17 protein-coding genes are annotated in these 21613 nt (G+C 64.0%); 10 read left to right on the forward strand and 7 right to left on the reverse strand.

Annotated elements, in window-relative coordinates; translation table 11 throughout:
* Positions 1 to 56: 56 nt before the first annotated feature.
* The 4 genes from thiM to KG698_RS00320 are packed head-to-tail and all read left to right on the forward strand — an operon-like array spanning position 57 to position 3017.
* Positions 57 to 845, forward strand: a complete 789-nt coding sequence (gene thiM / locus KG698_RS00305; protein WP_213683587.1) for a hydroxyethylthiazole kinase — start codon at positions 57 to 59, stop codon at positions 843 to 845.
* On the forward strand, positions 842 to 1453 hold the full coding sequence (thiE, locus tag KG698_RS00310; protein ID WP_213683588.1) for a thiamine phosphate synthase: 612 nt from the start codon (positions 842 to 844) through the stop codon (positions 1451 to 1453). Before thiM ends, thiE begins: the two co-directional genes overlap by 4 nt.
* A complete protein-coding gene (gene thiD / locus KG698_RS00315; RefSeq protein ID WP_213683589.1) occupies positions 1450 to 2256 on the forward strand; it encodes a bifunctional hydroxymethylpyrimidine kinase/phosphomethylpyrimidine kinase in 807 nt (268 codons plus the stop codon). Before thiE ends, thiD begins: the two co-directional genes overlap by 4 nt.
* Positions 2253 to 3017, forward strand: a complete 765-nt coding sequence (locus KG698_RS00320; RefSeq protein WP_213683590.1) for a 3-oxoacyl-ACP reductase — start codon at positions 2253 to 2255, stop codon at positions 3015 to 3017. Before thiD ends, KG698_RS00320 begins: the two co-directional genes overlap by 4 nt.
* On the opposite strand, the gene KG698_RS00325 is transcribed toward KG698_RS00320, so the two are convergent.
* The 5 genes from KG698_RS00325 to KG698_RS00345 are packed head-to-tail and all read right to left on the reverse strand — an operon-like array spanning position 3018 to position 11861.
* Complete coding sequence (locus KG698_RS00325) at positions 3018 to 3917, reverse strand: NAD(P)-dependent oxidoreductase (RefSeq protein ID WP_213683591.1); 900 nt, start codon at positions 3915 to 3917, stop codon at positions 3018 to 3020. It abuts the gene before it with no gap.
* A complete protein-coding gene (locus KG698_RS00330; protein WP_367114003.1) occupies positions 3914 to 5341 on the reverse strand; it encodes an aldehyde dehydrogenase family protein in 1428 nt (475 codons plus the stop codon). Before KG698_RS00330 ends, KG698_RS00325 begins: the two co-directional genes overlap by 4 nt.
* 6 nt (positions 5342 to 5347) lie before the next feature.
* The gene (locus tag KG698_RS00335; protein ID WP_300982733.1) at positions 5348 to 6916 is read right to left on the reverse strand and encodes a trimethylamine methyltransferase family protein; all 1569 of its coding nucleotides are present in this window, start codon (positions 6914 to 6916) and stop codon (positions 5348 to 5350) included.
* Positions 6917 to 6966: 50 nt separating this feature from the next.
* Positions 6967 to 9411: an FAD-dependent oxidoreductase gene (locus KG698_RS00340; RefSeq protein ID WP_213683592.1), complete on the reverse strand. Its 2445-nt coding sequence runs from the start codon at positions 9409 to 9411 to the stop codon at positions 6967 to 6969.
* A 2-nt stretch (positions 9412 to 9413) separates the two neighbouring features.
* Entirely contained in the window at positions 9414 to 11861 is a 2448-nt protein-coding gene (locus tag KG698_RS00345; RefSeq protein ID WP_213683593.1) for an FAD-dependent oxidoreductase, read from the reverse strand.
* Between the two features lie 105 nt (positions 11862 to 11966).
* Here KG698_RS00345 and KG698_RS00350 point away from each other — a divergent pair, with 105 nt between their 5' ends.
* Positions 11967 to 12824 (forward strand): LysR family transcriptional regulator, encoded by an 858-nt coding sequence (locus KG698_RS00350; protein WP_213683594.1) that lies wholly within the window; start codon positions 11967 to 11969, stop codon positions 12822 to 12824.
* A gap of 3 nt (positions 12825 to 12827) precedes the next feature.
* On the opposite strand, the gene KG698_RS00355 is transcribed toward KG698_RS00350, so the two are convergent.
* Positions 12828 to 13703: a LysR substrate-binding domain-containing protein gene (locus tag KG698_RS00355; protein WP_213683595.1), complete on the reverse strand. Its 876-nt coding sequence runs from the start codon at positions 13701 to 13703 to the stop codon at positions 12828 to 12830.
* A gap of 106 nt (positions 13704 to 13809) precedes the next feature.
* On the opposite strand from KG698_RS00355, the gene KG698_RS00360 reads away from it, so the two are divergent.
* Together KG698_RS00360 and KG698_RS00365 are read left to right on the forward strand one after the other, a co-directional pair.
* On the forward strand, positions 13810 to 15426 hold the full coding sequence (locus KG698_RS00360) for a GMC family oxidoreductase (protein WP_213683596.1): 1617 nt from the start codon (positions 13810 to 13812) through the stop codon (positions 15424 to 15426).
* Positions 15423 to 16592 (forward strand): mandelate racemase/muconate lactonizing enzyme family protein, encoded by a 1170-nt coding sequence (locus KG698_RS00365; RefSeq protein ID WP_213683597.1) that lies wholly within the window; start codon positions 15423 to 15425, stop codon positions 16590 to 16592. Before KG698_RS00360 ends, KG698_RS00365 begins: the two co-directional genes overlap by 4 nt.
* Here the strand turns inward: KG698_RS00365 and KG698_RS00370 are convergent.
* Entirely contained in the window at positions 16579 to 17514 is a 936-nt protein-coding gene (locus KG698_RS00370) for a GlxA family transcriptional regulator (protein ID WP_213683598.1), read from the reverse strand. The genes KG698_RS00365 and KG698_RS00370 overlap by 14 nt on opposite strands.
* A 100-nt stretch (positions 17515 to 17614) precedes the next feature.
* On the opposite strand from KG698_RS00370, the gene KG698_RS00375 reads away from it, so the two are divergent.
* Genes KG698_RS00375 through KG698_RS00385 form a run of 3 tightly spaced genes read left to right on the forward strand, consistent with a single transcriptional unit; the run spans position 17615 to position 21601 of the window.
* Positions 17615 to 18775 carry an acyl-CoA dehydrogenase family protein gene (locus KG698_RS00375; protein WP_213683599.1) on the forward strand — a complete coding sequence of 387 codons (1161 nt, stop codon included), beginning with the start codon at positions 17615 to 17617 and terminating at the stop codon, positions 18773 to 18775.
* A 1-nt stretch (position 18776) separates the two neighbouring features.
* Entirely contained in the window at positions 18777 to 20819 is a 2043-nt protein-coding gene (locus KG698_RS00380) for an acetate--CoA ligase family protein (RefSeq protein WP_213683600.1), read from the forward strand.
* The gene (locus KG698_RS00385) at positions 20816 to 21601 is read left to right on the forward strand and encodes a carnitinyl-CoA dehydratase (RefSeq protein WP_213683601.1); all 786 of its coding nucleotides are present in this window, start codon (positions 20816 to 20818) and stop codon (positions 21599 to 21601) included. The genes KG698_RS00380 and KG698_RS00385 overlap by 4 nt, the downstream gene beginning before the upstream one ends.
* The last annotated feature ends 12 nt before the right edge of the window (positions 21602 to 21613 follow it).

The following is a 21613-nucleotide window of genomic DNA, read 5'->3' on the forward strand; positions in this document are numbered from 1 at the left end:
GGCCAAAGGCCTGTCGTGACCCGCCATCGGCCTCCCCCACGCTGCGGGAGGATGTGATGAACGACACCGGCCAGTATTTGCACCAAATGCGCGCCACCGCGCCCTTGGTCCACAACATCACCAATTACGTCGCCATGAACATCATGGCCAATGTGCTGCTTGCCGCCGGGGCTTCGCCCGCCATGGTCCATGCCCGCGAGGAGGTGGCGGAGTTTGCGGGGCTGTCGCAAGCGCTGAGCGTGAATATCGGCACGCTCGATGCCCCATGGGCCGAGGCGATGGAGATGGCCGCCGCTGTCATGGCGGGGGCAGGGCGGCCTTGGGTGCTAGACCCCGTGGGGGTCGGGGCCACGCGCTATCGTCAGGAGGTCTGCGCGCGGCTGCTCCATCTGCGCCCAAGCGTGATCCGGGGCAATGCGTCGGAGGTTCTGGCGCTTGCGGGGTTGGGGGCCAAGGGGCGCGGTGCCGATGCCGCCGACCCGGTCGAGGCGGCCGAGGCTGCGGCGCGCGATCTGGCCCGCGCCACGGGCGGTGTCGTCGCGGTCTCGGGGGCGGTCGATTACATCACCGATGGCACGGCGGCCTATCGTGTCGCCAACGGCCATGATTTGATGCCGCGCGTCACTGCCTTGGGCTGTTCGCTCAACGGCGTGATCGCGGCGTTTCTGGTGGGCCAAGCGGCATTGCCCGCGACGGTGGCTGCCATGGCCTATTACGGGCTGGCAGGCGAGATTGCCGCGCAAGGCGCGCGCGGCCCCGGCGGGTTTCAATCGGCGTTCCTTGATGCGCTCTACACGATCACGCCCGAGGATCTGAGCGCGGGCGCACGGATCACCCAAGCATGATTGGCCCGCTTTACGTCGTAACCGACGCGCAAGCCCCGCTGCCCGTGCCCGATCAGGTGCGCGCGGCGGCCAAGGGTGGGGCGCGCATCATCCAGATCCGCGACAAGACAGCCTCTGACGCCGAGATCGCGGCGCTTTTGCGCGCGATCTTGCCCGAGATGGAAGCGATGGGTGTGTGCCTGATCGTCAATGACCGGGTCGAGGTGGCGCTTTCGGTAGGCGCGCATGGGCTCCATATCGGGCAAGGCGATGGTGATCCGCTGGCAATCCGTCGGCGTCTGCCACCGGGGATGATCCTTGGCCTGTCGGTCGAGACCGAAGATCAGGCCCGCCTTGTGCCGCCCTGCGTCGATTATGCCGGTGTCGGTCCGGTGCGCGCCACGGCGACCAAGCCCGACCATGCCGCCCCCACGGGCTTTGCGGGGCTCGCCCGGATAACGGCGCTTTTGCCCATGCCAAGCTACGCCATCGGCGGGCTGAAACCCGGCGATGCGGGCGCCGTGCGCGGGGCGGGGGCGGTCGGCATGGCGGTCGTCAGTGCCGTAACCCGCGCCCCTGACCCCGTGGCTGCCACCCGTGCGCTGATTGCAGAATGGAAGGCCGCATGATCCCCAATATCCTCTCCATCGCTGGTTCTGATCCTTCGGGGGGCGCGGGTATTCAGGCCGATCTCAAGGCGATCTCGGCCAATGGCGGCTATGCCATGGCCGTGATCACGGCGCTGACGGCGCAGAACACCCAAGGCGTGCGCGCCGTGCAGATGATCGAGCCGGAGATGGTCGCGGCACAGATCGCCGCGATCCGCGAAGATATCGCCATTCACGCGGTTAAGATCGGCATGCTGGGCACAGCACCCATCATTCGGGCCGTCATGGGGGCGCTTGGTGGGCTGGACGCGCCGATCGTGCTTGACCCGGTCATGGTCGCCAAAAGCGGCGACCGCTTGCTGTTGGAAGACGCCGTGGCGGCGTTGCGCGCGAGTTTGGCGCATGCCACGGTCATCACCCCGAACCTGCCCGAAGCAGCGGATTTGTTGGGTGCGCACGAGGCCACCAGCCGCGCGGAAATGGCAGCGCAGGCGCAGGCGCTTTTGACCTTGGGGCCGAAAGCCGTGCTGCTCAAGGGCGGGCATCTGCCGGGTGGCGATTGCCCCGATATTTTGGCGGGGTCAAACGGGCTCACATGGCTGCCCGGCCCGCGCCAGATCACCCGCAAGACCCATGGCACGGGCTGCACGCTATCATCGGCGCTGGCCTGTTTTCTGGGCCACGGCCTGCCCCTCGATCAGGCGGCGGCGCGCGCCAAAGACTATGTCGCGCGCGCCATCGCAGGGGCCGATGCGCTGAACGTGGGCCAAGGCCATGGGCCCACCCATCATTTCCACGCTTTCCCACAGGAGTTGCTGCCATGACGCGCGCGCTTTCCGATCAGACCGTTCTTGTCACCGGCGCGGGGCGCGGCCTTGGCGCCGCCATCGCGCGCGCCTTTGCTCGCGAGGGTGCAAAGGTCGCGATCAACTATCGCAACAGCCGCGAAGGGGCTGAGGCCTTGGCGGCAGAGCTTGGCCTCCGCGCCGCCGCCTTTCAGGGCGATGTGACCGATCCTGTCTCGGTCGCGGCGATGGTGGACCAGATCACCACGCAGTTCGGCGCGCCCGATGTGCTGGTGCACAACGCCTTGGCCGATTTTGCCTTCAACGGCGATGCGCGCCACAGCCTCGACCAGATGGCATGGGCCGAGATCGCGGCGCAGGCCGAGACGGCGGTGGGCGGCGCGCTTCATTGCATCACGGCGCTGCGGCCCCATTTCGCGGCCCAAGGCTATGGGCGCGTCATCACCATTGGCACGAACCTGATGCAAAACCCGGTCGTGCCCTATCACGACTACACCGCCGCCAAGGGCGCGCTTTTGGCGCTGACACGGACAGCGGCGAAAGAGCTTGGGCCATTGGGCGTGACGGTCAACATGGTCTCGGGCGGATTGCTTCGCACCACCGATGCAAGTGCCGCCACGCCCGAATTCGTGTTCGACATCGTGGCCAGCCAAACGCCGCTTGGCCATGTCACCACACCGGCCGAGATGGCCGATGCGGTGCTGTTTTTCGCCTCACCTTGGAGCCGGGCAGTGACAGGGCAGAACCTGATCGTAGATGGTGGCTTGGTCTTTGGGTGATCAGGTCAAACGAGCCGGAAAGCCCTCGGCCCTCAGATCGGTGCCGAGCGCATCCTCGAGCAGTTTGACGATCTGGGTCGATTGCGCCTCGCCGCCATAGGCGGCCTTGCCCTTGACGAAGGTCTGGTTGGTCATGCCCGCCAGATCGAGCGGCACGCCAAACTCGCGGCCAAAGCCCATGGCAAAGCCCAGATCCTTGAGCGCCAAATCCATCGAAAACGCGATGTCGTAGCTGCCGTTCAGGATCAGCTGCCCCTCGGTCTCATGGACAAAGGAGCTGCCCGAGGAGGCGGTGATCGCCTCCCACGCGGTTTTGAGGTCAAGCCCGCCGCGCTTGGCCAGCATGAGCGCTTCGCCATCGGCCACCAGATGGATGAAGGCCAGCATGTTGGTGATCACCTTGATGATCGCGGCACTGCCCAAGGGGCCCATATGGAACAGCTTGTTGCCGATCACCTCAAGCGCGGGGCGGTGAAGTGCCACGAGATCAGCGTCGCCGCCCGCAAGCACCGTGATCTCGCCGCGCGCGGCCAGATGCACGCCGCCTGTCACGGGTGCCTCGAGCAAGCGGATACCGGCGGCTTCGGCAATCGCACCCAGCCGCACGATGTCGTCGCGCCCAAGGGTGGAGTTCTCGATCCATGTCGCGCCCGGCTTCATCTTGGGCAGGATCTCGGCCAGCACCAGTTCGGAAACAGCGGGTGAGGGCAGGCAGGTGAAGACGTGATCGGTGGCGGCTGCAACCTCGGCGGCACTTCCCGCGACCGTCGCCCCCATTTCGGACAGCCGCAGCGCAAGGCTGGGGTCGCGGTCATAGACCGTCACCTGATGGCCCGCGCGGATCAGGCTTGCCGCGATATGCCCGCCCAGATTGCCCAAACCGATATAGCCGTAATTCATGATCCGTATCCCACCAGTGCCTTGATTTCGCAAAAGTCGTGAATGCCCCAATCGGCATATTCCCGGCCATTGCCCGATTGCTTGTAGCCGCCGAAGGGGGCGAAGGTATCCCAATCGGGGCCGTTGATATTGACCTGTCCCGCGCGCAGCCGCCGCGCGACCTTGCGCGCTTCTTCCAATGGGCCGGAGACATAGGCGGCAAGGCCGTAAACCGTGTCATTGGCCATGGTGACGGCGTGATCCACGCTGTCATAGCCGATGATCGACAGGACAGGCCCAAAGATTTCCTCGCGCGCGATGGTCATCTCATGGGTGACATGGCCAAAGACTGTGGGGCGCACGAACCAGCCGTGGTTGATGCCATCGGGGCGGCCAAGGCCGCCTGCGGCAAGTGTTGCGCCTTCGGCGATGCCGGTCTGGATTAGCCCTTGCACCTTGTCCCATTGCGCGCCCGAGATGAGCGGCCCCATGGTGACGCTTGGGTCGGCTGGGTCGCCCAAGATCACGGTGTCAGTGGCCGCCCGCGCGGCGGCAAGGGCCGCCTCCATCTTGTTCATCGGCACAAACATGCGCGTCGGCGCATCGCAGCTTTGGCCTGTATTGCCGAAACAGGCGAGTGTTCCGGCCGCGACGGCTGTCGACAGATCTGCCTCGGGCAGGATGATATTGGCTGATTTTCCGCCCAGCTCTTGCGCTACACGCTTGACCGTCGGCGCGGCGGCCTGGGCGACCGCAACACCGGCGCGCGTCGATCCAGTGAAGGAGACCATATCGACCTGAGGGTGGGCGGCCAGATGCGCGCCGACATCTGCGCCTGTGCCGTTCACAAGGTTGAACACGCCGGGGGGCACACCCGCCTCATCGCATAGCTCGGCAAAAAGCAGCGCCGACAAAGGCGCCAGTTCCGAGGGTTTCAGCACCATAGTGCAGCCTGCCGCAAGCGCAGGCGCGACCTTGCACACGATCTGGTTCATCGGCCAGTTCCACGGCGTGATCAGCGCGCAAACGCCGATCCCCTCGCGGATGATGCGGGTTGACCCGCGCTGTTCTTCCCAATGAAAATCGCGGGCGGCTTGGATGGTGGTTTCCAGATGGATCTGGCCCGCCCAAGCCTGAGCGTCACGCGCTTGGGTGATGGGGGCGCCCATCTCGGTCGACATGGCCTGTGCGATCTCGTCATAGCGGGCTTTGTAGGCCGCCAAGATCGCCTCGAGCAGCGCGATCCGATCTGCCACGGGCCAGCTTGAAAACCCCTCGAACGCCCCGCGCGCGGCCATCACCGCGCGGTCTGCATCTAGGGCATTGCCCACGGCCAGTTCCCCCAGAACCGCCCCCGTGGCGGGCGTAGCAAAGGGCAGCGTCGCGCGGGCAATGGGTGCTTGCCACGCCCCCGCGACGTAATGCTGGGAAAGCCGATGCAGCATCGGCTCTTACCGGAAATAGATGTTGAAGCGCGCGCGGATGGCTGTGTCGATCTCGGGCGAGACCTGACAGCCCGCGCTGGCCAAGATCGCGTTCTTGCGCGCAATGGCGGTATCAAGCAGCAAGGGTTGGCCCGCTTCGACCCATTCCTTGGGGCTCATCCGGTTGCCGACCTTGGGATAGATGTATTCCGTCTGCATCAGCCCTAGCGTCTGATCGGTCCCGAGGTAATGGCCGGGGCCACCCAGGCACACCTGCTTCATTGCGTCGATCGCGGTGCTGTCCTCGGTCACATCGATGCCGCGCACCAGCCGCATGGCCTGACCCAAAAGGTCGTCGCCCAAGACCAGGCTTTCCAGACAGAACCCCAAAAGCGAGGCATGCATGCCCACCGCCTCGTAGCACATGTTCAGCCCCGAAAGCCCCGCCAACGCATTGGTGATGCCCTGTTCCCAGCCCGCCTGCATATCGGGCAGCTTGCTGTCGGAAATCCCCGAGGCCGCCCCACCGGGTAGGTCGTAGAAGCGGTGCATCTGCGCGCAGCCTGCCGTGAGCAATGCCTGTTCCGCCGATCCGCCCGACATCGCGCCCGTGCGCAGATCGCTGACAAAGGGCCAAGTGCCGAAAATCGCAGGCGCACCCTTCTTGATCGCGTTGACATAGACCACACCCGCGAGGCACTCGGCCACCGCCTGCACAATCGCCAGTGCGATGGGGGCAGGGGCCGTGGCGCCCGCTTGACCGGCAGAGAGCAAAAGCATCGGCATGCCACGACGGATGCAATCCTCCATCGTGATGCAGCTTTCCTCGGCGAATTTCATCGGTGGCACGACGAAGCAGTTGGAATTGCTGACAAAGGGGCGTTCAAGCCACTTCTCTTCGCCGCCCGCCACCATATGCAGCATCTCGAAGCAATCGGCCACATGGGCGGGGTCGCTGAAGGATGTGCCGACATGTTTCTTCGTGCCGGCAAGGCAGCCGTAAAGCGTGTTCAGGTCCATCTCGCGATTGTCCTTCACATCGCGGCAGACCATCGTGCGCTGGTAGAAATGGATATTGTCGAGATTATCGACGAGGCGGGCAGCATCATAGAGGTCTTGCGCGGTCGACTCGCGATACTCATGCGTGACCGGATCGACGATATGCACCGCCGCCCCCGCCGTGCCGAAATGCACGTTGGTACCAGACAGATGCATGTCAAACTTGGGGTCGCGCGCATGCAGTGTGATGTTGCGGGCCGCGACAGTCAGCATGTCCTCGACTAGCGCACGGGGAAAGCGGATGCGCCCGTCATCGCCCAAGATCGCGCCTGCACCCGTCAGGATCTCGACACCAGAGGGCGGCGCATCGGCCAGGCCGATCACCTCCAAAGCTTCCAGCGCGCTTTGGTGGATTTTCTGCACCCCTGCATCGCTGATCGGGCGGTACTGGCCGCCCGCCATGCCGGGGCGCACGGGGCGCATATCCTCGGATAAGGGGGCCGCGCGCAGGGCGACGCGGGCCGCACGCCCACCTGAGCGCCGCGCGCGTGCGGGTTCGCAGGTTTCGCCGATTTCCAGCATTTCATCATTTGCCATTTGACTGCCCGTTCCTGTTGCCGGTGCCCTCAGCGGGTCGCGCGCGGCGGTTACATTCTCACCCGCGCCGAGGCGGGGTCATACATCGGCGCAAGCGACGCCACGGCCTTGTGCCGCACGCCTGCCACCTCGATCTCGTAGGTTGAGGCCAAAACATCCTCGGCACTCTGACCGGGGCAGGGCACATAGCCCATCCCGATCGCACCGCCCAAGGCATGGCCGTAATTGCCGCTGGTCACCGGCCCCACGATCTTGCCATCGCGCAAGATCGCCTCGTTATGGAACAAGAGCGGTTCGGGGTTTTCGAGCCGGAACTGCAGCATCATCCGCGCAAGCCCCTGATCTTGCTTGTGCAGCACCGCGTCGCGGCCGATGAAGTCGCCCTTGGTGGTCTTGACCGCAAAGCCCAAGCCCGCCTCCAGCACATGATCCTCATCTGTGATGTCATGGCCGAAATGGCGATAGGCTTTCTCGATCCGGCAGCTATCAAGCGTGTGTAGCCCGCAAAGCTTCAGCCCGTGATCGGCACCTGCCGAATGTAAGGACTCAAAGACATGTGCGGCCATATCGGTCGACACGTAAAGCTCCCACCCCAGTTCGCCGACGTACGAGATGCGATGCGCCCGCGCGATGCCCAGACCAATCTCGATCTCGCGCGCGGTGCCAAAGGCAAAGCCTTTGTGACTCAGATCATCGGGGCTGACCGCCGACAAAAGATCGCGCGCTTTCGGCCCCATGACGCAAAACACCGCTTCCGCCGCTGTCATATCGATGATGGCGACCGCATCATCGCCTTGATGGCGGCGCAGCCATGCCAGATCGCGTTGAAGCGTCGCCCCCGGCACCACCAACAGATAGGCGGTTTCCGATAGGCGCGTGACGGTTAGATCGCTTTCGATCCCACCGCGCGGGTTGAGCATTTGGGTATAGACCACGCGGCCCACACCCACATCGACCTGATTGGCGCAGACGCGGTTGAGAAAGGCGCAAGCCGCGCGCCCCTCGACCCGGATCTTGCCGAAAGAGGTCATGTCGAACAGGCCCACGGCCTCGCGTACCGCCATATGTTCGCGGCGCTGGTTTTGATGCCAGTTCTGGCGGCCCCAGCTATAACGGTATTCCCGTTCTTGCCCCGGATCGGCGAACCAATTGGCGCGTTCCCAGCCAGCAACCTCGCCGAACACGGCACCTTCGGCTTTCAGATGCTCGTGGATGGGCGAGCGGCGCACACCGCGCGCGGTTTCCACCTGACGATAGGGCCAGTGATCGGCGTAAAGCAGGCCCAAGGTCTCGGTCACGCGTTCCTTGAGGTAGCGGCGATTGCGCTGGAAGGGTTGGGCGCGGCGGATATCGACCTCCCAGAGATCAAAGGGCGGCTCGCCTTCGGTGATCCAATGGGCTAGCGCCATGCCTGCGCCGCCAGACGACACGATCCCGATGGAGTTGTAACCCGCCGCGATCCAGTAACCCTTCAGTTCCGGCGCCTCGCCCAAATAGTAGCGGTCATCGGGGGTAAAGCTTTCGGGACCGTTGAAGAAGGTGTGGATGCCCGCGGTCTGGAACATCGGCATGCGCTTGGTTGCCATTTCAAGGATCGGCTCGAAATGCTCGAAATCTTCCGGAAGGGCGTCGAAACAGAAATCCTCGGGGATACCGCCCATGCCCCATGGCTTGGCCTTGGGCTCGAATGCGCCGAGCATCATCTTACCCGCATCGGATTTGTAATAGGCGCATTCATCAGGCACCCGCAGAACCGGCAAATGGCCAAGCCCCTCAATAGGTTCGGTGACGAGGTAAAAGTGCTCGCAGGCATGCAGCGGCAAGGTGACGCCCGACTGGGCGGCAAGATCGCGGCCCCACATGCCGCCGCAGTTGATCACCACATCGGCGGCGATATGGCCCTGTTCGCTGCCATTGTCCCAGTTCACGCCGGTCGCACGCGCGCCATCATCGGTGACAGAAGTGACCTTGACCCCTTCGATGATCGTGGCGCCCGCCATCCGTGCGCCCTTGGCCAGCGCCATCGCGATATTGGCCGGGTCGCATTGCCCGTCGAGCGGCAGATGCACGGCACAGGTGACATCGCCGATTTCCACATGCGGATACATGGCGCGCACTTCGGCGGTGGTGATCTCATGCACCTCGACGCCGAAGGTGCGGGCAACGGTCGCTTGGCGCAGCAATTCCTCGCGCCGGTCGGCGGTTAGCCCCAGCGAGATGGAGCCGACCTGTCGCATGCCGGTGGCAACGCCGGTTTCCGCCTCCAGCTTGGTGTAAAGCTCGGCAGAGTATTTGGCCAAGCGCGTCATGTTCTGGCTGCCGCGCAGCTGGCCCACCAGCCCCGCCGCGTGCCATGTGGTGCCGCAGGTCAGCTGTTTGCGCTCGAGCAGCACGATATCAGTCCAGCCAAGCTTGGCCAGATGATAGGCGACCGAACAGCCAGAGACGCCGCCGCCGATAATCACCGCGCGGGCGTGCGTTGGGGGTTTTGCCATGATCAAGCCCTCAGCCTTGTGTTGTCAGCATCCCAAAGCGGGCGATCTTCCTGCACCACGGCGGCACAGCGCTGGCCGTAGATATCGACCTCGATCTTGGTGCCGGGCACGGCCAGATCGGCGCGCAGCATGCCAAGCGCGATGGACCCGTCCACGCGGTAACCCCAAGCGCCGGATGTGGTTTCGCCAACAACCTGACCCTCGTGCCACAGCGTCGACATATAGGGCGCATCCGCCGCGCCCGCATCGACGCGCAAGGTGACGAAGCGTTTGGCCACACCCGCCTGTTTCTCGGCCAAAAGGGCCTGTTTGCCGGGGAAGTCTTGGGGTTTGTCAAAGCGGATAAAACGATCAAGACCGCCCTGCAACAGGCTGTAATCCGTGGACAAATCGCCCTTCCACGCGCGGTAGCCCTTCTCAATCCGCAAGGAATTCAGCGCAAACATGCCAAAGGGCTTGACGCCTTGCTTGAGGATCGCATCGTAAATATCTGGCATATAATCGTTTTCGGCATGAACTTCCCAGCCCAGCTCACCCGCGAAGGACACGCGTGCCAGCCAGCAAGGTTGGCCCGCAAGCTGCGCCGTCTGATGGGTCAGCCATGGCAGGGTCAGGTCGGCATCGGTGCCGATGGCGGCCAGCAAGTCACGCGATCTGGGGCCGGTCACGATCAGCGTGCCGATCTCGCGGCTTTGGTCTGCCAAGGACAGACCGGGGGGCAGATCACGCTCCAGCCATTCGCGGTCATGCCATTGCGCAACTGCCGCCGTGATCAGCGTGTAGTCATCCGGCCCGTGACAAGCGACCGACATTTCGGTCACGATGCGCCCGCGCGTGTCGGGGAAATAGGCAAGGCCCAGCCGCCCCGGTTTTGGCAAACCACCCGATATCTTGCCCAAAAGCCATTCACCCGCGCCATCCCCCGTCAGGCGGAAGCGCGAAAATCCGGGCAGGTCGAGAACCCCCACATCATCGCGCACTGCCTCGCATTCCTCGCGGATGCGCGCTTCCCACGGGCCTGCGCGGTTCCATGTCTGGGTCGCTTCCTCCGAGATATCGTCGCCCGGTTGCGCGAACCAATTGGCGCGTTCCCAGCCGCCATAAGCGCCCATCTGCCCGCCAAGCGCCTTGACCCTGTCATGGATGGGCGAGGTCTTGCGGTCGGGGGCGGCGGGCCAGCGGTGCCATGGGAAATGCATGGCGTATTCGTGGCCGTAAACCTCCATGCCCTTTTGCACGCAATAATCGTGATCGGTGTAATCGGTGAAACGGCGCGGATCGCAGGACCACATATCCCATTCGGTCGCCCCTTGGGTGATCCATTCGGACAGTACCTTGCCCGCGCCACCGCCTTGCGCGATGCCAAAGGTAAAAACACAAGCCTCGAACGCATTTGGCACGCCCGGCATTGGCCCGATCAGCGGGTTGCCATCGGGCGTATAGGGGATGGGGCCGTTGATCACGCGGGCAAGCCCGGCCTCGGCCAACAGCGGCACGCGCGCCATCGAATCTTCGATCTGGAAGGACAGCCGCTCCAGATCGTCGGGGTAGAGCTGAAAGCTGAAATCCTCGGGCATGGGATCGGCGGGGTCGGCCCAATGCGCGCGGCAGGGCCGCTCATAGGGGCCAAGGTTGAAGCCGTTCTTTTCTTGCCGCAGGTAATAAGAGCTATCGACATCGCGCAAAAGCGGCAGCTTGTGACCGGCCGCCTGCGCCCAATCGCGGATTTCCGGCACCTCGTCAAAGACCATGTATTGATGGCTCATCACCATCATCGGCACGGTGCGCCCGCCATAGGGCTTGAACCATTCGCCGACACGCTGGGCATAATAGCCTGCCGCATTGACGACGATCTCGCAGCGGATGTCGCCCTTGTCGGTATGCACGATCCATTCGTCGTTCTCGCGGCTGACGCCCGTGGCGGGGCAAAACCGCGCGATGGTCGCCCCCATGTCGCGCGCGCCCTTGGCCAGCGCTTGGGTCAACTGTGCAGGGTCGATATCGCCATCGGCCGGGTCGTAGAGCGCGCCTTTCAGATCATGGGTCTCGATGAAAGGGTATTTGGCCTTGATCTCATCAGGGCTGAGGATCTCTAGCTTCATGCCCTGATAAAGCCCCATGGCCCGTGCGCGGGCAAATTCCTGCATCCGCTCATCTGAATGGCCAAGGCGGATCGAGCCCGTGACATGGTAGTTCATCGGGTAATCGACCGCTTGCCCAAGCCCGCGATAAAGCTCGGTCGAGTAGCGCTGCATATTCATCAGCGACCACGAGGTCGAAAAGGTGGGCACATTGCCCGCCGCATGCCATGTCGAGCCTGCAGTCAGTTCGTTTTTCTCAAGCAAAACACAGTCGGTCCAGCCTGCACGCGCCAGATGATAAAGCGCCGAGACACCGACGACACCACCGCCAATGATCACAACGCGCGCATGACCCGGTAGATCCGACATGTGCTGTCCCCCCTTTATTTCACCTGACAGTATTCCCCCAGCAAGACACGAGTTCAATTCGCCACAGAGATGTGTATTGATCGGATAAACCGATTAGGATTGGCCATGACCCTCGAGCAGATCGAAACCTTTCTCGACTTGTGCGAAACCCGCAGCTTCAATCGCACGGCCAACCGTCTGGGGGTGACGCAATCGACCATCTCGGGCCGGGTGCAGGCGCTCGAGGCGGCCTTGGGCTGCAAGCTTTTGGAACGGAGCCGCGCAGGCACGGAACTCACCACCGAAGGGCTGCGCTTCGAGCCGCATGCCCGCGGCTTGCGCAATGGCTGGACGGCGGCGGGCCAAGCGGTGCGCGGCGCGGGCAATGCCGCTATGGCGATGCGGATCGGCATCCAGCATGATCTGCTGGGCGATCAAGTGGCCGACTGGGTCAAGGCGGTGCAAGGGGCGGTGCCCGATACCGCGCTTTACGTCGAGGCCGATTACTCGGCCCAGATGTGCGCCGATGTGCGCGATGGTCAGCTTGATCTGGCCATTCACTACACACCCAAGCCCCATCCCGATCTGCATTTCGAGACCTTGGGCGAGGTGGGCTATGTCATGGTCTCGACCGAGGCCGAGGATCTCGGCGATATCCGGCCCGAAAGCTACATCTTGCCCAATTACGCCCCGGCCTTTTCCGCAACGCACTCTGCGCTGTTGCCCATGCTTTCGGTTGGCATCGTCTCAAGCGGGCAAAACGCGGTGATCCGGGGGCTTTTGACAGCGCTTGGCGGCAGCACCTATGTGCTGCGTGCCACGGCGCTTGATCTCGAGCGCGCGGGGCTGGCCCGGCGCGTGGCGCGCGCGCCCAAGATCGAACAGCCAGTCTATGCCGCGATCCATCTGCGCAACCGTCACAGGGGCGCGCATCGCCGTATTTTGCGCGCGCTCAAGGCGCATCTGACCGCGCGCAGCCTGTGACGCTCAGCGCAGGCGCGCTTGCGCGACTAACCAGTTGACGCAGGCCACGATCTCGGGGCGGTGATGATTGCCGGTATGGGGCAGCACGATGTAATGGCCCAGTCGCTCGGGCAGGATGGCCGCGCAGGCCGGGACCAGATCACCGCGCGCAAGATAGGGGGCGGCAAGCGTGTCAGCGATCAAGGCAAAACCTTGCCCGCTTTTGGCCAATTCCAGCGCGACCAGCGATTGATCGACCACATAGACCGGGTCGGGCAGGGTGGCCGCGGGAGCATGTTCTTGCTGGAACTGCGCCCAAGTGTCGATCGCGCCGGTGACCTCGATCAGCGGCCCTTGCAGCACGGTGGCGATAGGTCCGGCGAGTTGCGGGGCGCATACAGGCACGACATCGCCCTTGCACAGGCTGACGACCGCACCATCGGGCCAAGTGCCATCGCCGTAGCGGATATCGATATCAATCGGGTCGCGCCCGCCGGATTCCGACCAAGAGGCTGACAAGATCCGCAGGTTGATCTCGGGGTGGGCCTGCCTGAACGCCCCGATGCGCGGCATGAGCCACAGCACATTGAACGAGCTTAAGCCGCGCAGCGTCAGGGTCGCGGGGTTGTGCTTGCCGAAAATCCCCGCTGTGCCCGTCTCGATCACCGAGAATGCCTTGGTCACCACAGGCAGGTAGTTTTGCCCCGGAAGCGTCAGCACCAGCATCCGGCGCTGGCGGGCGAATAATTTGCGGCCCAGCTCTGCCTCAAGCGCGCGCACCTGATAGCTGACCGCCGATGGCGTCAGGCCCAGTTCCTCGGCCGCGCGGGTGAAATTGCCCAGCCGCGCGCTGGCCTCGAAGGCGCGCAACCATGGCAGGGGGGGGAGATGCGTAAACATGGCCGCAATCTACGAATTTTTTCGACGTTGTCGCGAAATATTTTTCGCTGTGTGGCGGCGCGCGGTCAGCGCATTGTGCAGCGGGTGGGTCGGAGAAAAACAAACCATGCAAAGTCATGATTACGTGATCGTCGGCGGCGGCTCGGCGGGCTGTGTGCTGGCCGAACGCCTTTCGGCCTCTGGGCGCTATTCCGTGCTTTTGCTCGAGGCGGGCGGCAGCAATTGGTCGCCTTGGATCGGGCTGCCGCTGGGCTATGGCAAGCTGTTTTACCATCCCCGCATGAACTGGCAGTTGCAGACCGAGGCAGATGCCGCACTGGATGGGCGCAAGGGCTATTGGCCGCGCGGCAAGGTCTTGGGCGGGTCGGGCTCGATCAACGCGATGGTCTATGCCCGTGGCCTTCCGCATGATTTCGACGATTGGGAGGGGGCAGGCGCTACCGGCTGGGGCTGGGAGAATGTCGAAAAAACCTATCAAGCGATGGAAACCCATGTCGGCACCGATGGCCGCGAGGTCGGGTCGGGGCCGGTGCATGTGCAAGACATCTCGGACCAGATCCACCCGGTGAACCGCCACTTCTTTGCCGCCGCCGAAGAAGCGGGCCATCCCGTTTGCGATGATTTCAACAGCCCATCGGCCGAGGGGGCCGCGACCTACCGCATCAATACCCATCGTGGGCGGCGCGACAGCTCGGCGCGGGCCTATCTTGCACGGGCGCGGGGGCGGGCAAACCTCAGGATCGTGACCCATGCCCATGTCGCGCGCATCGGCTTTGAGGGCGCGCGCGCTGTCTCGGTCACTTACCACAGGCGCGGGCGCGCGGTAACAGTGCGTGCGGGCCGCGAGATTATTCTGTCGGCGGGTTCCATCGCCTCCCCACAGATCTTGCAGCGCTCGGGATTGGGGGCAGCATCGCTGTTGCAACAGGCAGGGATCACGCCGCTGTTTAATCTGCCGCAGGTGGGCGAGAACCTGCAAGATCATCTGGCGGTCAGCTATTTCTTCCGTGCGACCGAGCCGACGCTGAACAACGATCTTGCACCGCTTTGGGGCAAGATCCGCGCCGCGATCCGCTACGCGCTGACGCGCAAAGGGCCGCTTGCCTTGTCGGTCAATCAATGCGGCGGGTATTTCCGCTCTGACCCCGGGCTGAACCGGCCCGATCAGCAGCTGTATTTCAACCCCGTCACCTATACCACGCGGGTGGTCGAGGGGCGGCGGACAGTGATCAACCCCGACCCTTTCCCGGGCTTCATCATCTGCCACCAGCCGTGCCGCCCCACCAGCCGGGGCAAGATCGCGATCGCAGGCGCCGATCCCATGGCCGCACCGCTGATCATGCCAAATTCGCTGGCCACAGAAGAAGATCGCGCCGCGGTGATCGCAGGCGGGCGGCTGTGCCAAGATCTGGTGCGCAGCAAGGCGCTGAGCGGGTTGATCGCCTCTAGCATGGACCCGACCGATCTGCGCGAGATGGATGATGATACGATCTTGGCCGATTTCCGCGCGCGCGCGGCGACGGTCTATCACCCGACCGGCACCTGTCGCATGGGGCAAGATGCGGGCAACTCGGTCGTCGATCCGTCATGCCGGGTGCATGGTGTATCGGGGCTGCGCGTCATCGACGCCTCGGTCTTTCCCAATGTCACCTCGGCCAATACCAATGCGCCGACGATGATGGTGGCCAACCGCGCGGCCGATCTGATCTTGGAGAGCGCATGAGCATTCCCTATTCCGCATCGGGCGCGGTCCCGCTGTCCTCCCCCCGCGGGCTAGAGGATACCGGCCCGCGTATCACCCGGATCGAGACCTTCGCCACGCCGCTGATCGGTTTCGTGCGGGTCACGACCGCCGATGGCGCGCAGGGCTGGGGGCAGGTCTCGACCTATAACAGCGACATCACGGCGCAGATCCTGCATCGCCAAGTCGCCCCTTGGGCGCTGGGGCGCGGTGTAGACGCGCTCGAGGATGTGATCGCCGAGATCCCGCTGCGCGAACATAAATACCCCGGCACCTACCTATGCCGCGCGATGGCGGGTCTGGATACCGCCGTTTGGGATTTACGGGGCAAGGTGGCGGGCAAGCCGGTCGCGGCGCTTTTGGGTGGCTCGGCGGGCAGGGTCCGCGCCTATGCCTCTTCCATGCGGCGCGACATCACCTCCGAGGTTGAGACCGCGCGGCTGATCGGCTTGCGCGACGCACATGGGTTCGACGCCTTCAAGGTGCGGGTGGGCGCGGAATGTGGCCAAGACCGCGATGAATGGCCGGGCCGCACCGAGGCGATCATCCCCGCCATCCGGCGCGCTTTGGGCGATGATGCGGCGCTTTTGGTCGATGGCAATTCCGGTTTCTCGCCAAAGCGCGCCATTGAGGTGGGCCATCTTCTACAAGATCACGGCTACGAGCATTTCGAGGAACCTTGCCCCTATTGGGAGCTGGAGCAAACCGCCGAAGTGAGCGCTGCACTCCGCATGGATGTGGCGGGCGGCGAGCAGGATTGGGATTTACAGAATTGGCGGCGCATGATCGCGCTGAAATCGGTCGATATCGTGCAGCCCGATGTGCTGTATGTCGGCGGCATGATCCGCGCGATGCAGGTGGCGCAGATGGGCCATGCCGCTGGCCTGCCGTGTACGCCCCATGCGGCGAACCTGTCGATGGTGACGATCTTCACCATGCATCTGCTGCGCGCCGTGCCGAACCCGGGTCGCTATCTGGAACTCTCGATCGAGGGCGACGACTATTACCCATGGCAACGTGACTTGTTCGTGAGCGATCCCTACCGGGTTGAAAACGGCCATGTCACCGTGACCGATGCGCCCGGCTGGGGGGTGGAGGTCAGCCCCGACTGGCTGGCAAAATCAGCCTATATGATCAGCGCGGCATAGGGGCGGGGGCGCGCATCGCGCGGGGGCTGAGGCCAAAGGCGCTGCGAAAGCTGCGCGTCATGGCCGATGCATCGGCATAGCCCACGCGCCCCGCAATCTCGGCCACCGACAGCGCGGTATCTTGTACAAGCCGCCGGGCCTCGGACATGCGGATGAGCGTATAAAGGCTTTGCGGCGCGCGCCCGGCGGCCGCATGACAGCGTTGCTCAAGCCCACGCTGGCTCAGGCCCAAACGCCGTGCGATCTCGGGGATGGGCAAGGGCTGTTCCAGATGACGCCGCATCAGGGCGGCGGCAGCGCGCACCACCCGGTCACCCGCCACGCCGGGCAAATGCGGCCCCGTGCCGGGACGCTCGCCATGCATAAACAGCGCGCCGACATCGAGGCTGAGCATCGGCCCGTGATGCTGGGCGATCACCTCCAACATCAGCTCCATCGTGGTGGTGGCCCCCCCACAACTCAGCCGGTCACGGTCGATGACGAAACGGTCGCGCACCACCGTCACCTCGGGATAGCTTTCCTCGAATTCGGTCAGCACATCCCAATGCGAGGTGGCGCGATAGCCATCCATCAGCCCGGCGGCGGCCAAAACGAGGCTGCCTGTATCAAGGCCCACAAGTGCGCCTGACCGCCCCGCCGCCGCGCGCAGGCGGCGCAAATGGGCCGCGCGGGTGAAGTCGCGATGCCCATAGCTGGGCATGACGCAAAGGTAATCGGTGTGCGTCAGGTCAGATAACGTCATCGCCGGTGTCACGGGCAGGCCGCTGGACGACAACACCGGCCCCGTATCCAGCCCCAGAAAATGCCATTGATACAATGTCTTGCGCGACAGCGTATTGGCTGCGCGCAAAGGCTCGACGGCATTGGCAAGGCAGAGGTTGGAAAAGTTCGGAAAGAGCAAGATCGCGATCTGGCGTATCATCGGAAAATTTCGAACCCTGCATGATTTTTGACAAACTCAGCATGATAGAGAAAGCCGCGCCTTTCTAGCGTTTTTCATCGGATACCGAAGGGGGGGCGCCATGGATTTCGGCCTAAGCGCAGAACAGCAGATGATCGTCGACACGGTGCGCAGCTTTGTCGAGACCGAGATCTACCCGCATGAGGCCGCGGTCGAGAAATCCGGTATCGTGCCCCCGGAACTCGCCGCCGACCTGCGCGCCAAGGTCGTTGAGATGGGCTTTTGGGCCTGTAACTTTCCGACTGAGATCGGGGGCGGGGGGCTTAACCATCTGGATTTCACCCTTGTCGAGCGCGAGCTTGGGCGCGGTTCCATGGCGCTCACGCATTTCTTTGGACGGCCGCAGAACATCCTCATGGCCTGCGAAGGCGAACAGCGCGAGCGCTACCTGTTGCCTGCCGTGCGCGGTGAGCGGATGGATGCGCTCGCCATGACCGAACCGGATGCAGGCTCGGATGTGCGGGGCATGAAATGCGCGGCTGTCCGCCAAGGTGGCGACTGGGTCGTCAACGGCACCAAGCATTTCATCTCGGGTGCCGATCATGCGGATTTCTTCATCGTCTTTGTCGCAACCGGCGTCGATGACACGCCCCATGGGCCGAAAAAGCGCATCACCTGTTTTTTGGTCGATCGCGGCCATCCCGGTTTCACCGTGCGCGATGGCTATAATTCCGTCAGCCACCGGGGCTATAAGAACTGCATCCTTGAGTTTGACGATTGCCGCTTGCCCGCTGCCCAAGTGCTGGGCGCGGTCGATGGCGGGTTTGATGTGATGAACACTTGGCTTTACGCCACGCGGCTGACGGTTGCGGCGTTCTCTGTTGGCCGTGCGCGCCGGTGCTTTGATCATGCCGTCGATTACGCGGCCCAGCGTTGGCAGTTCGGCCAACAGATCGCCAAGTTCCAAGGCGTGAGTTTCCAGATCGCTGACATGATCACCGAGATTGATGCCGCCGATCTGATGACGCTTTCGGCGGCATGGCGGCTGGATCAAGGCCTGCCCGCCAACCGCGAGATTGCCAGCGCTAAGCTTTACGCCACCGAGATGCTGGCGCGCGTGACCGATACGACGCTGCAAATCCATGGCGGCATGGGGTTGATGGATGATCTGCCTATCGAACGCTTCTGGCGCGATGCGCGGGTCGAACGCATCTGGGACGGCACAAGCGAGATCCAACGCCACATCATTGGGCGCGAGATCTTCCGCCCCAAAGGTGCCTGAAATGGAGCCGCTCTCGCGCCTGTTGCGGCCATCCTCCATCGCTGTCATCGGCGGCGGGGCTTGGTGCGCCAATGTCATCGCGGAATGTCGCAAGATCGGCTTTGCCGGGCCTGTCTGGCCGGTGCATCCAACCAAGACCGAGATCGCGGGGCTGCGCGCCTATCCCACCATCGCCGATCTGCCCGAAGCACCTGATGCCAGTTTCATCGGGGTGAACCGTGAGGCCAGCATCGACACGCTGCGCGCGTTGGCTGCACGGGGCGCAGGCGGCGCTGTCTGTTTCGCCTCTGGCTTTCGCGAGGCGGCGGCGGAGACCGGCGATGGGGCCGCGCTTGAGGCCGCATTGGTTCAAGCGGCGGGGCCGATGCGCATTTTGGGGCCGAACTGCTACGGGTTTTTGAACCTGCTCGATGGCGCGGCGCTCTGGCCTGATCAGCACGGTGCGCTGCGCGTGGAACGCGGCGTGGCGCTGATCACCCAATCCTCCAACATCGCGATCAACCTGACGATGCAGACCCGTAGCCTACCCATCGCCTATGTGGTGACGGCGGGCAATCAGGCCCAGACGGGCATGGCCGAGATTGCCAGCGCGCTGCTTGATGATCCGCGCGTCACCGCCCTTGGGCTGCATATCGAGGGGATCGGCGATCTGGCGGGCTTTGCCGCGATGGTTGCGCGCGCGCGCGATTTGGGCAAGCCCATCGTAGCGGTCAAGGCCGGTGCCTCCGATCAGGCGCGCGTTGCCGCCGTTTCCCACACAGGCTCGCTTGCGGGGAGCGATGCGGGGGCGGACGCACTGTTTGCCCGGCTTGGCATTGCGCGGATGAGTGGCTTGGCGGAACTGCTTGAAACGTTAAAAATCCTGCATGTCGTGGGGAAGCTGGATGGGCCCGATATCGCCTCCCTGTCGTGTTCCGGGGGCGAGGCGGGGCTGATGGCCGATCTGGGCGCACGCGCAGGGCTGATCTATCCAGCCCTGACCCCGCGCCAGTATGACGATCTGCGCGCGGCGCTTGGCCCCAAGGTGGCGCTTGCCAACCCCTTGGATTATCATACTTATATCTGGGGCGATGAGGCCGCGATCACGCGCGCCTTCAGCGCGATGATGGCCCCTCATCTGGCCATGGGGGTGGTGGTGCTGGATTTCCCGCGCCCTGACCGCTGCGATGGTGCGGCATGGGATCTGGTCGTCAACGCGGTCGCGGCGACGCGCGCGGCAACGGGGCGGCCCATGGCGATCTTGGCCAGCCTGCCCGAGACGATGCCCGAACCCGTCGCCGCCGACATGATCGCGCGCGGGATTGTCCCCTTAGCCGGAATGGCCGAGGGTTTGGCCGCAATTGCCGCTTGCGCCCGCATCGGCGCGCATCAACCCAACCCGGTGCCCCTGACGCTCCCCGGATCAGAACCGCAAACGCCGCGCCTTTTGACCGAGGCCGAGGGCAAGACCCTGCTTGCCGCCCATGGCGTGCCTGTCCCAAAAGGTGTTCTGGCCAAAACCCCGCAAGCAGCCGCCGAGGTAGCGGTAAGCCTTGGCTTTCCCGTCGTGTTGAAAGGGCTGGGGCATGCTCATAAAACCGAAGCCGGTGCCGTCGCGCTGAACCTTACCAGCGCCGAGGCGGTGGCCGATGCCGCGACCCGCATGGGCGGGCAAGCTTTTCTTATAGAAGAAATGATGAGCGGCGCTGTGGCCGAGATTCTTGTGGGTGTCATCCGCGACCCGGCGCATGGATTCGTGCTGACCTTGGGGGCGGGGGGCGTGCTGACTGAGATCATGGCCGACACCCAATCGCTGCTCTTGCCCGCAAGCGCACAGGATATCGCCGACGCCCTTGATCGCCTTCGCATCGCGCCGCTGTTGCGGGGCTATCGCGGCAAGCCGCCTGCCGATCTGGGCGCTCTGGTCGCGGCCATCATGGCTGTGCAGGATTGCGCCATCGCCCATGCGGGCGCATTGATCGAGCTGGAGATCAACCCGCTCATCGCCACGCCAGACCGCGCAATTGCGGTCGATGCCTTGATCAGATTGGGAGAAAGACCATGACCGACACACCCATCAAGATCACGCGCCGGGGCGCGGTGCTGGAGGTCACGCTCGATCGACCCAAGGCCAACGCGATTGATGCCGCCACCAGCCGTATCATGGGCGATGTTTTTACCGAGTTCCGCGATGACCCCGATCTGCGCGTCGCGATCCTGACAGGGGCGGGCGAGAAACTCTTTTGCCCCGGCTGGGATCTGAAAGCTGCCGCAACCGGCGAAGCGCCTGACAGCGATTACGGCAAGGGCGGCTTTGGCGGGCTGCAGGAATTGCGCGGGCTGAACAAGCCGGTGATTGCCGCCATCAACGGGATTTGCTGCGGCGGCGGGCTGGAATTGGCGCTCTCTTGCGACATGATCCTGGCGGCGGAACATGCCAGTTTTGCGTTACCGGAGATCCGCTCGGGCACGGTGGCCGATGCGGCCTCGATCAAGCTGCCCAAGCGCATGCCCTATCACATTGCGATGGAGTTGCTCCTTACCGGGCGTTGGATGGATGCCGAGGAGGCTGCGCGCTGGGGGCTGGTAAACCGTGTGGTGCCCGCAGCCGATTTGATGGCAACAGCCCGCGCCTTGGCCGATGATCTGGCCGCAGGCCCGCCGCTCGTCTTTGCCGCGATCAAGGAGATCGTGCGCGAGGCCGAAGGGATGCGCTTTCAGGACGCGATGAACCGCGTGACGAAAAGCCAGTTCGAAACCGTCGAACGGCTTTACCGCTCGGAGGATCAAAAAGAGGGTGCGCGCGCCTTTGCCGAGAAACGCGACCCTGTCTGGACAGGGCGCTGACGGATTTTCGTA

This window comes from Roseicyclus sp. (genome assembly GCF_018402035.1).
Classification (GTDB): domain Bacteria; phylum Pseudomonadota; class Alphaproteobacteria; order Rhodobacterales; family Rhodobacteraceae; genus Roseicyclus.

Excerpts from the sequence above, each read along its gene's own strand:
- thiM (WP_213683587.1), top strand. The coding sequence starts at position 57 with ATGAACGACACCGGCCAGTATTTGCACCAAATGCGCGCCACCGCGCCC.
- thiE (WP_213683588.1), top strand. The coding sequence starts at position 842 with ATGATTGGCCCGCTTTACGTCGTAACCGACGCGCAAGCCCCGCTGCCC.
- thiD (WP_213683589.1), top strand. The coding sequence starts at position 1,450 with ATGATCCCCAATATCCTCTCCATCGCTGGTTCTGATCCTTCGGGGGGC.
- KG698_RS00320 (WP_213683590.1), top strand. The coding sequence starts at position 2,253 with ATGACGCGCGCGCTTTCCGATCAGACCGTTCTTGTCACCGGCGCGGGG.
- KG698_RS00325 (WP_213683591.1), bottom strand. The coding sequence starts at position 3,917 with ATGAATTACGGCTATATCGGTTTGGGCAATCTGGGCGGGCATATCGCG.
- KG698_RS00330 (WP_367114003.1), bottom strand. The coding sequence starts at position 5,341 with ATGCTGCATCGGCTTTCCCAGCATTACGTCGCGGGGGCGTGGCAAGCA.
- KG698_RS00335 (WP_300982733.1), bottom strand. The coding sequence starts at position 6,916 with ATGGCAAATGATGAAATGCTGGAAATCGGCGAAACCTGCGAACCCGCA.
- KG698_RS00340 (WP_213683592.1), bottom strand. The coding sequence starts at position 9,411 with ATGGCAAAACCCCCAACGCACGCCCGCGCGGTGATTATCGGCGGCGGC.
- KG698_RS00345 (WP_213683593.1), bottom strand. The coding sequence starts at position 11,861 with ATGTCGGATCTACCGGGTCATGCGCGCGTTGTGATCATTGGCGGTGGT.
- KG698_RS00350 (WP_213683594.1), top strand. The coding sequence starts at position 11,967 with ATGACCCTCGAGCAGATCGAAACCTTTCTCGACTTGTGCGAAACCCGC.
- KG698_RS00355 (WP_213683595.1), bottom strand. The coding sequence starts at position 13,703 with ATGTTTACGCATCTCCCCCCCCTGCCATGGTTGCGCGCCTTCGAGGCC.
- KG698_RS00360 (WP_213683596.1), top strand. The coding sequence starts at position 13,810 with ATGCAAAGTCATGATTACGTGATCGTCGGCGGCGGCTCGGCGGGCTGT.
- KG698_RS00365 (WP_213683597.1), top strand. The coding sequence starts at position 15,423 with ATGAGCATTCCCTATTCCGCATCGGGCGCGGTCCCGCTGTCCTCCCCC.
- KG698_RS00370 (WP_213683598.1), bottom strand. The coding sequence starts at position 17,514 with ATGATACGCCAGATCGCGATCTTGCTCTTTCCGAACTTTTCCAACCTC.
- KG698_RS00375 (WP_213683599.1), top strand. The coding sequence starts at position 17,615 with ATGGATTTCGGCCTAAGCGCAGAACAGCAGATGATCGTCGACACGGTG.
- KG698_RS00380 (WP_213683600.1), top strand. The coding sequence starts at position 18,777 with ATGGAGCCGCTCTCGCGCCTGTTGCGGCCATCCTCCATCGCTGTCATC.
- KG698_RS00385 (WP_213683601.1), top strand. The coding sequence starts at position 20,816 with ATGACCGACACACCCATCAAGATCACGCGCCGGGGCGCGGTGCTGGAG.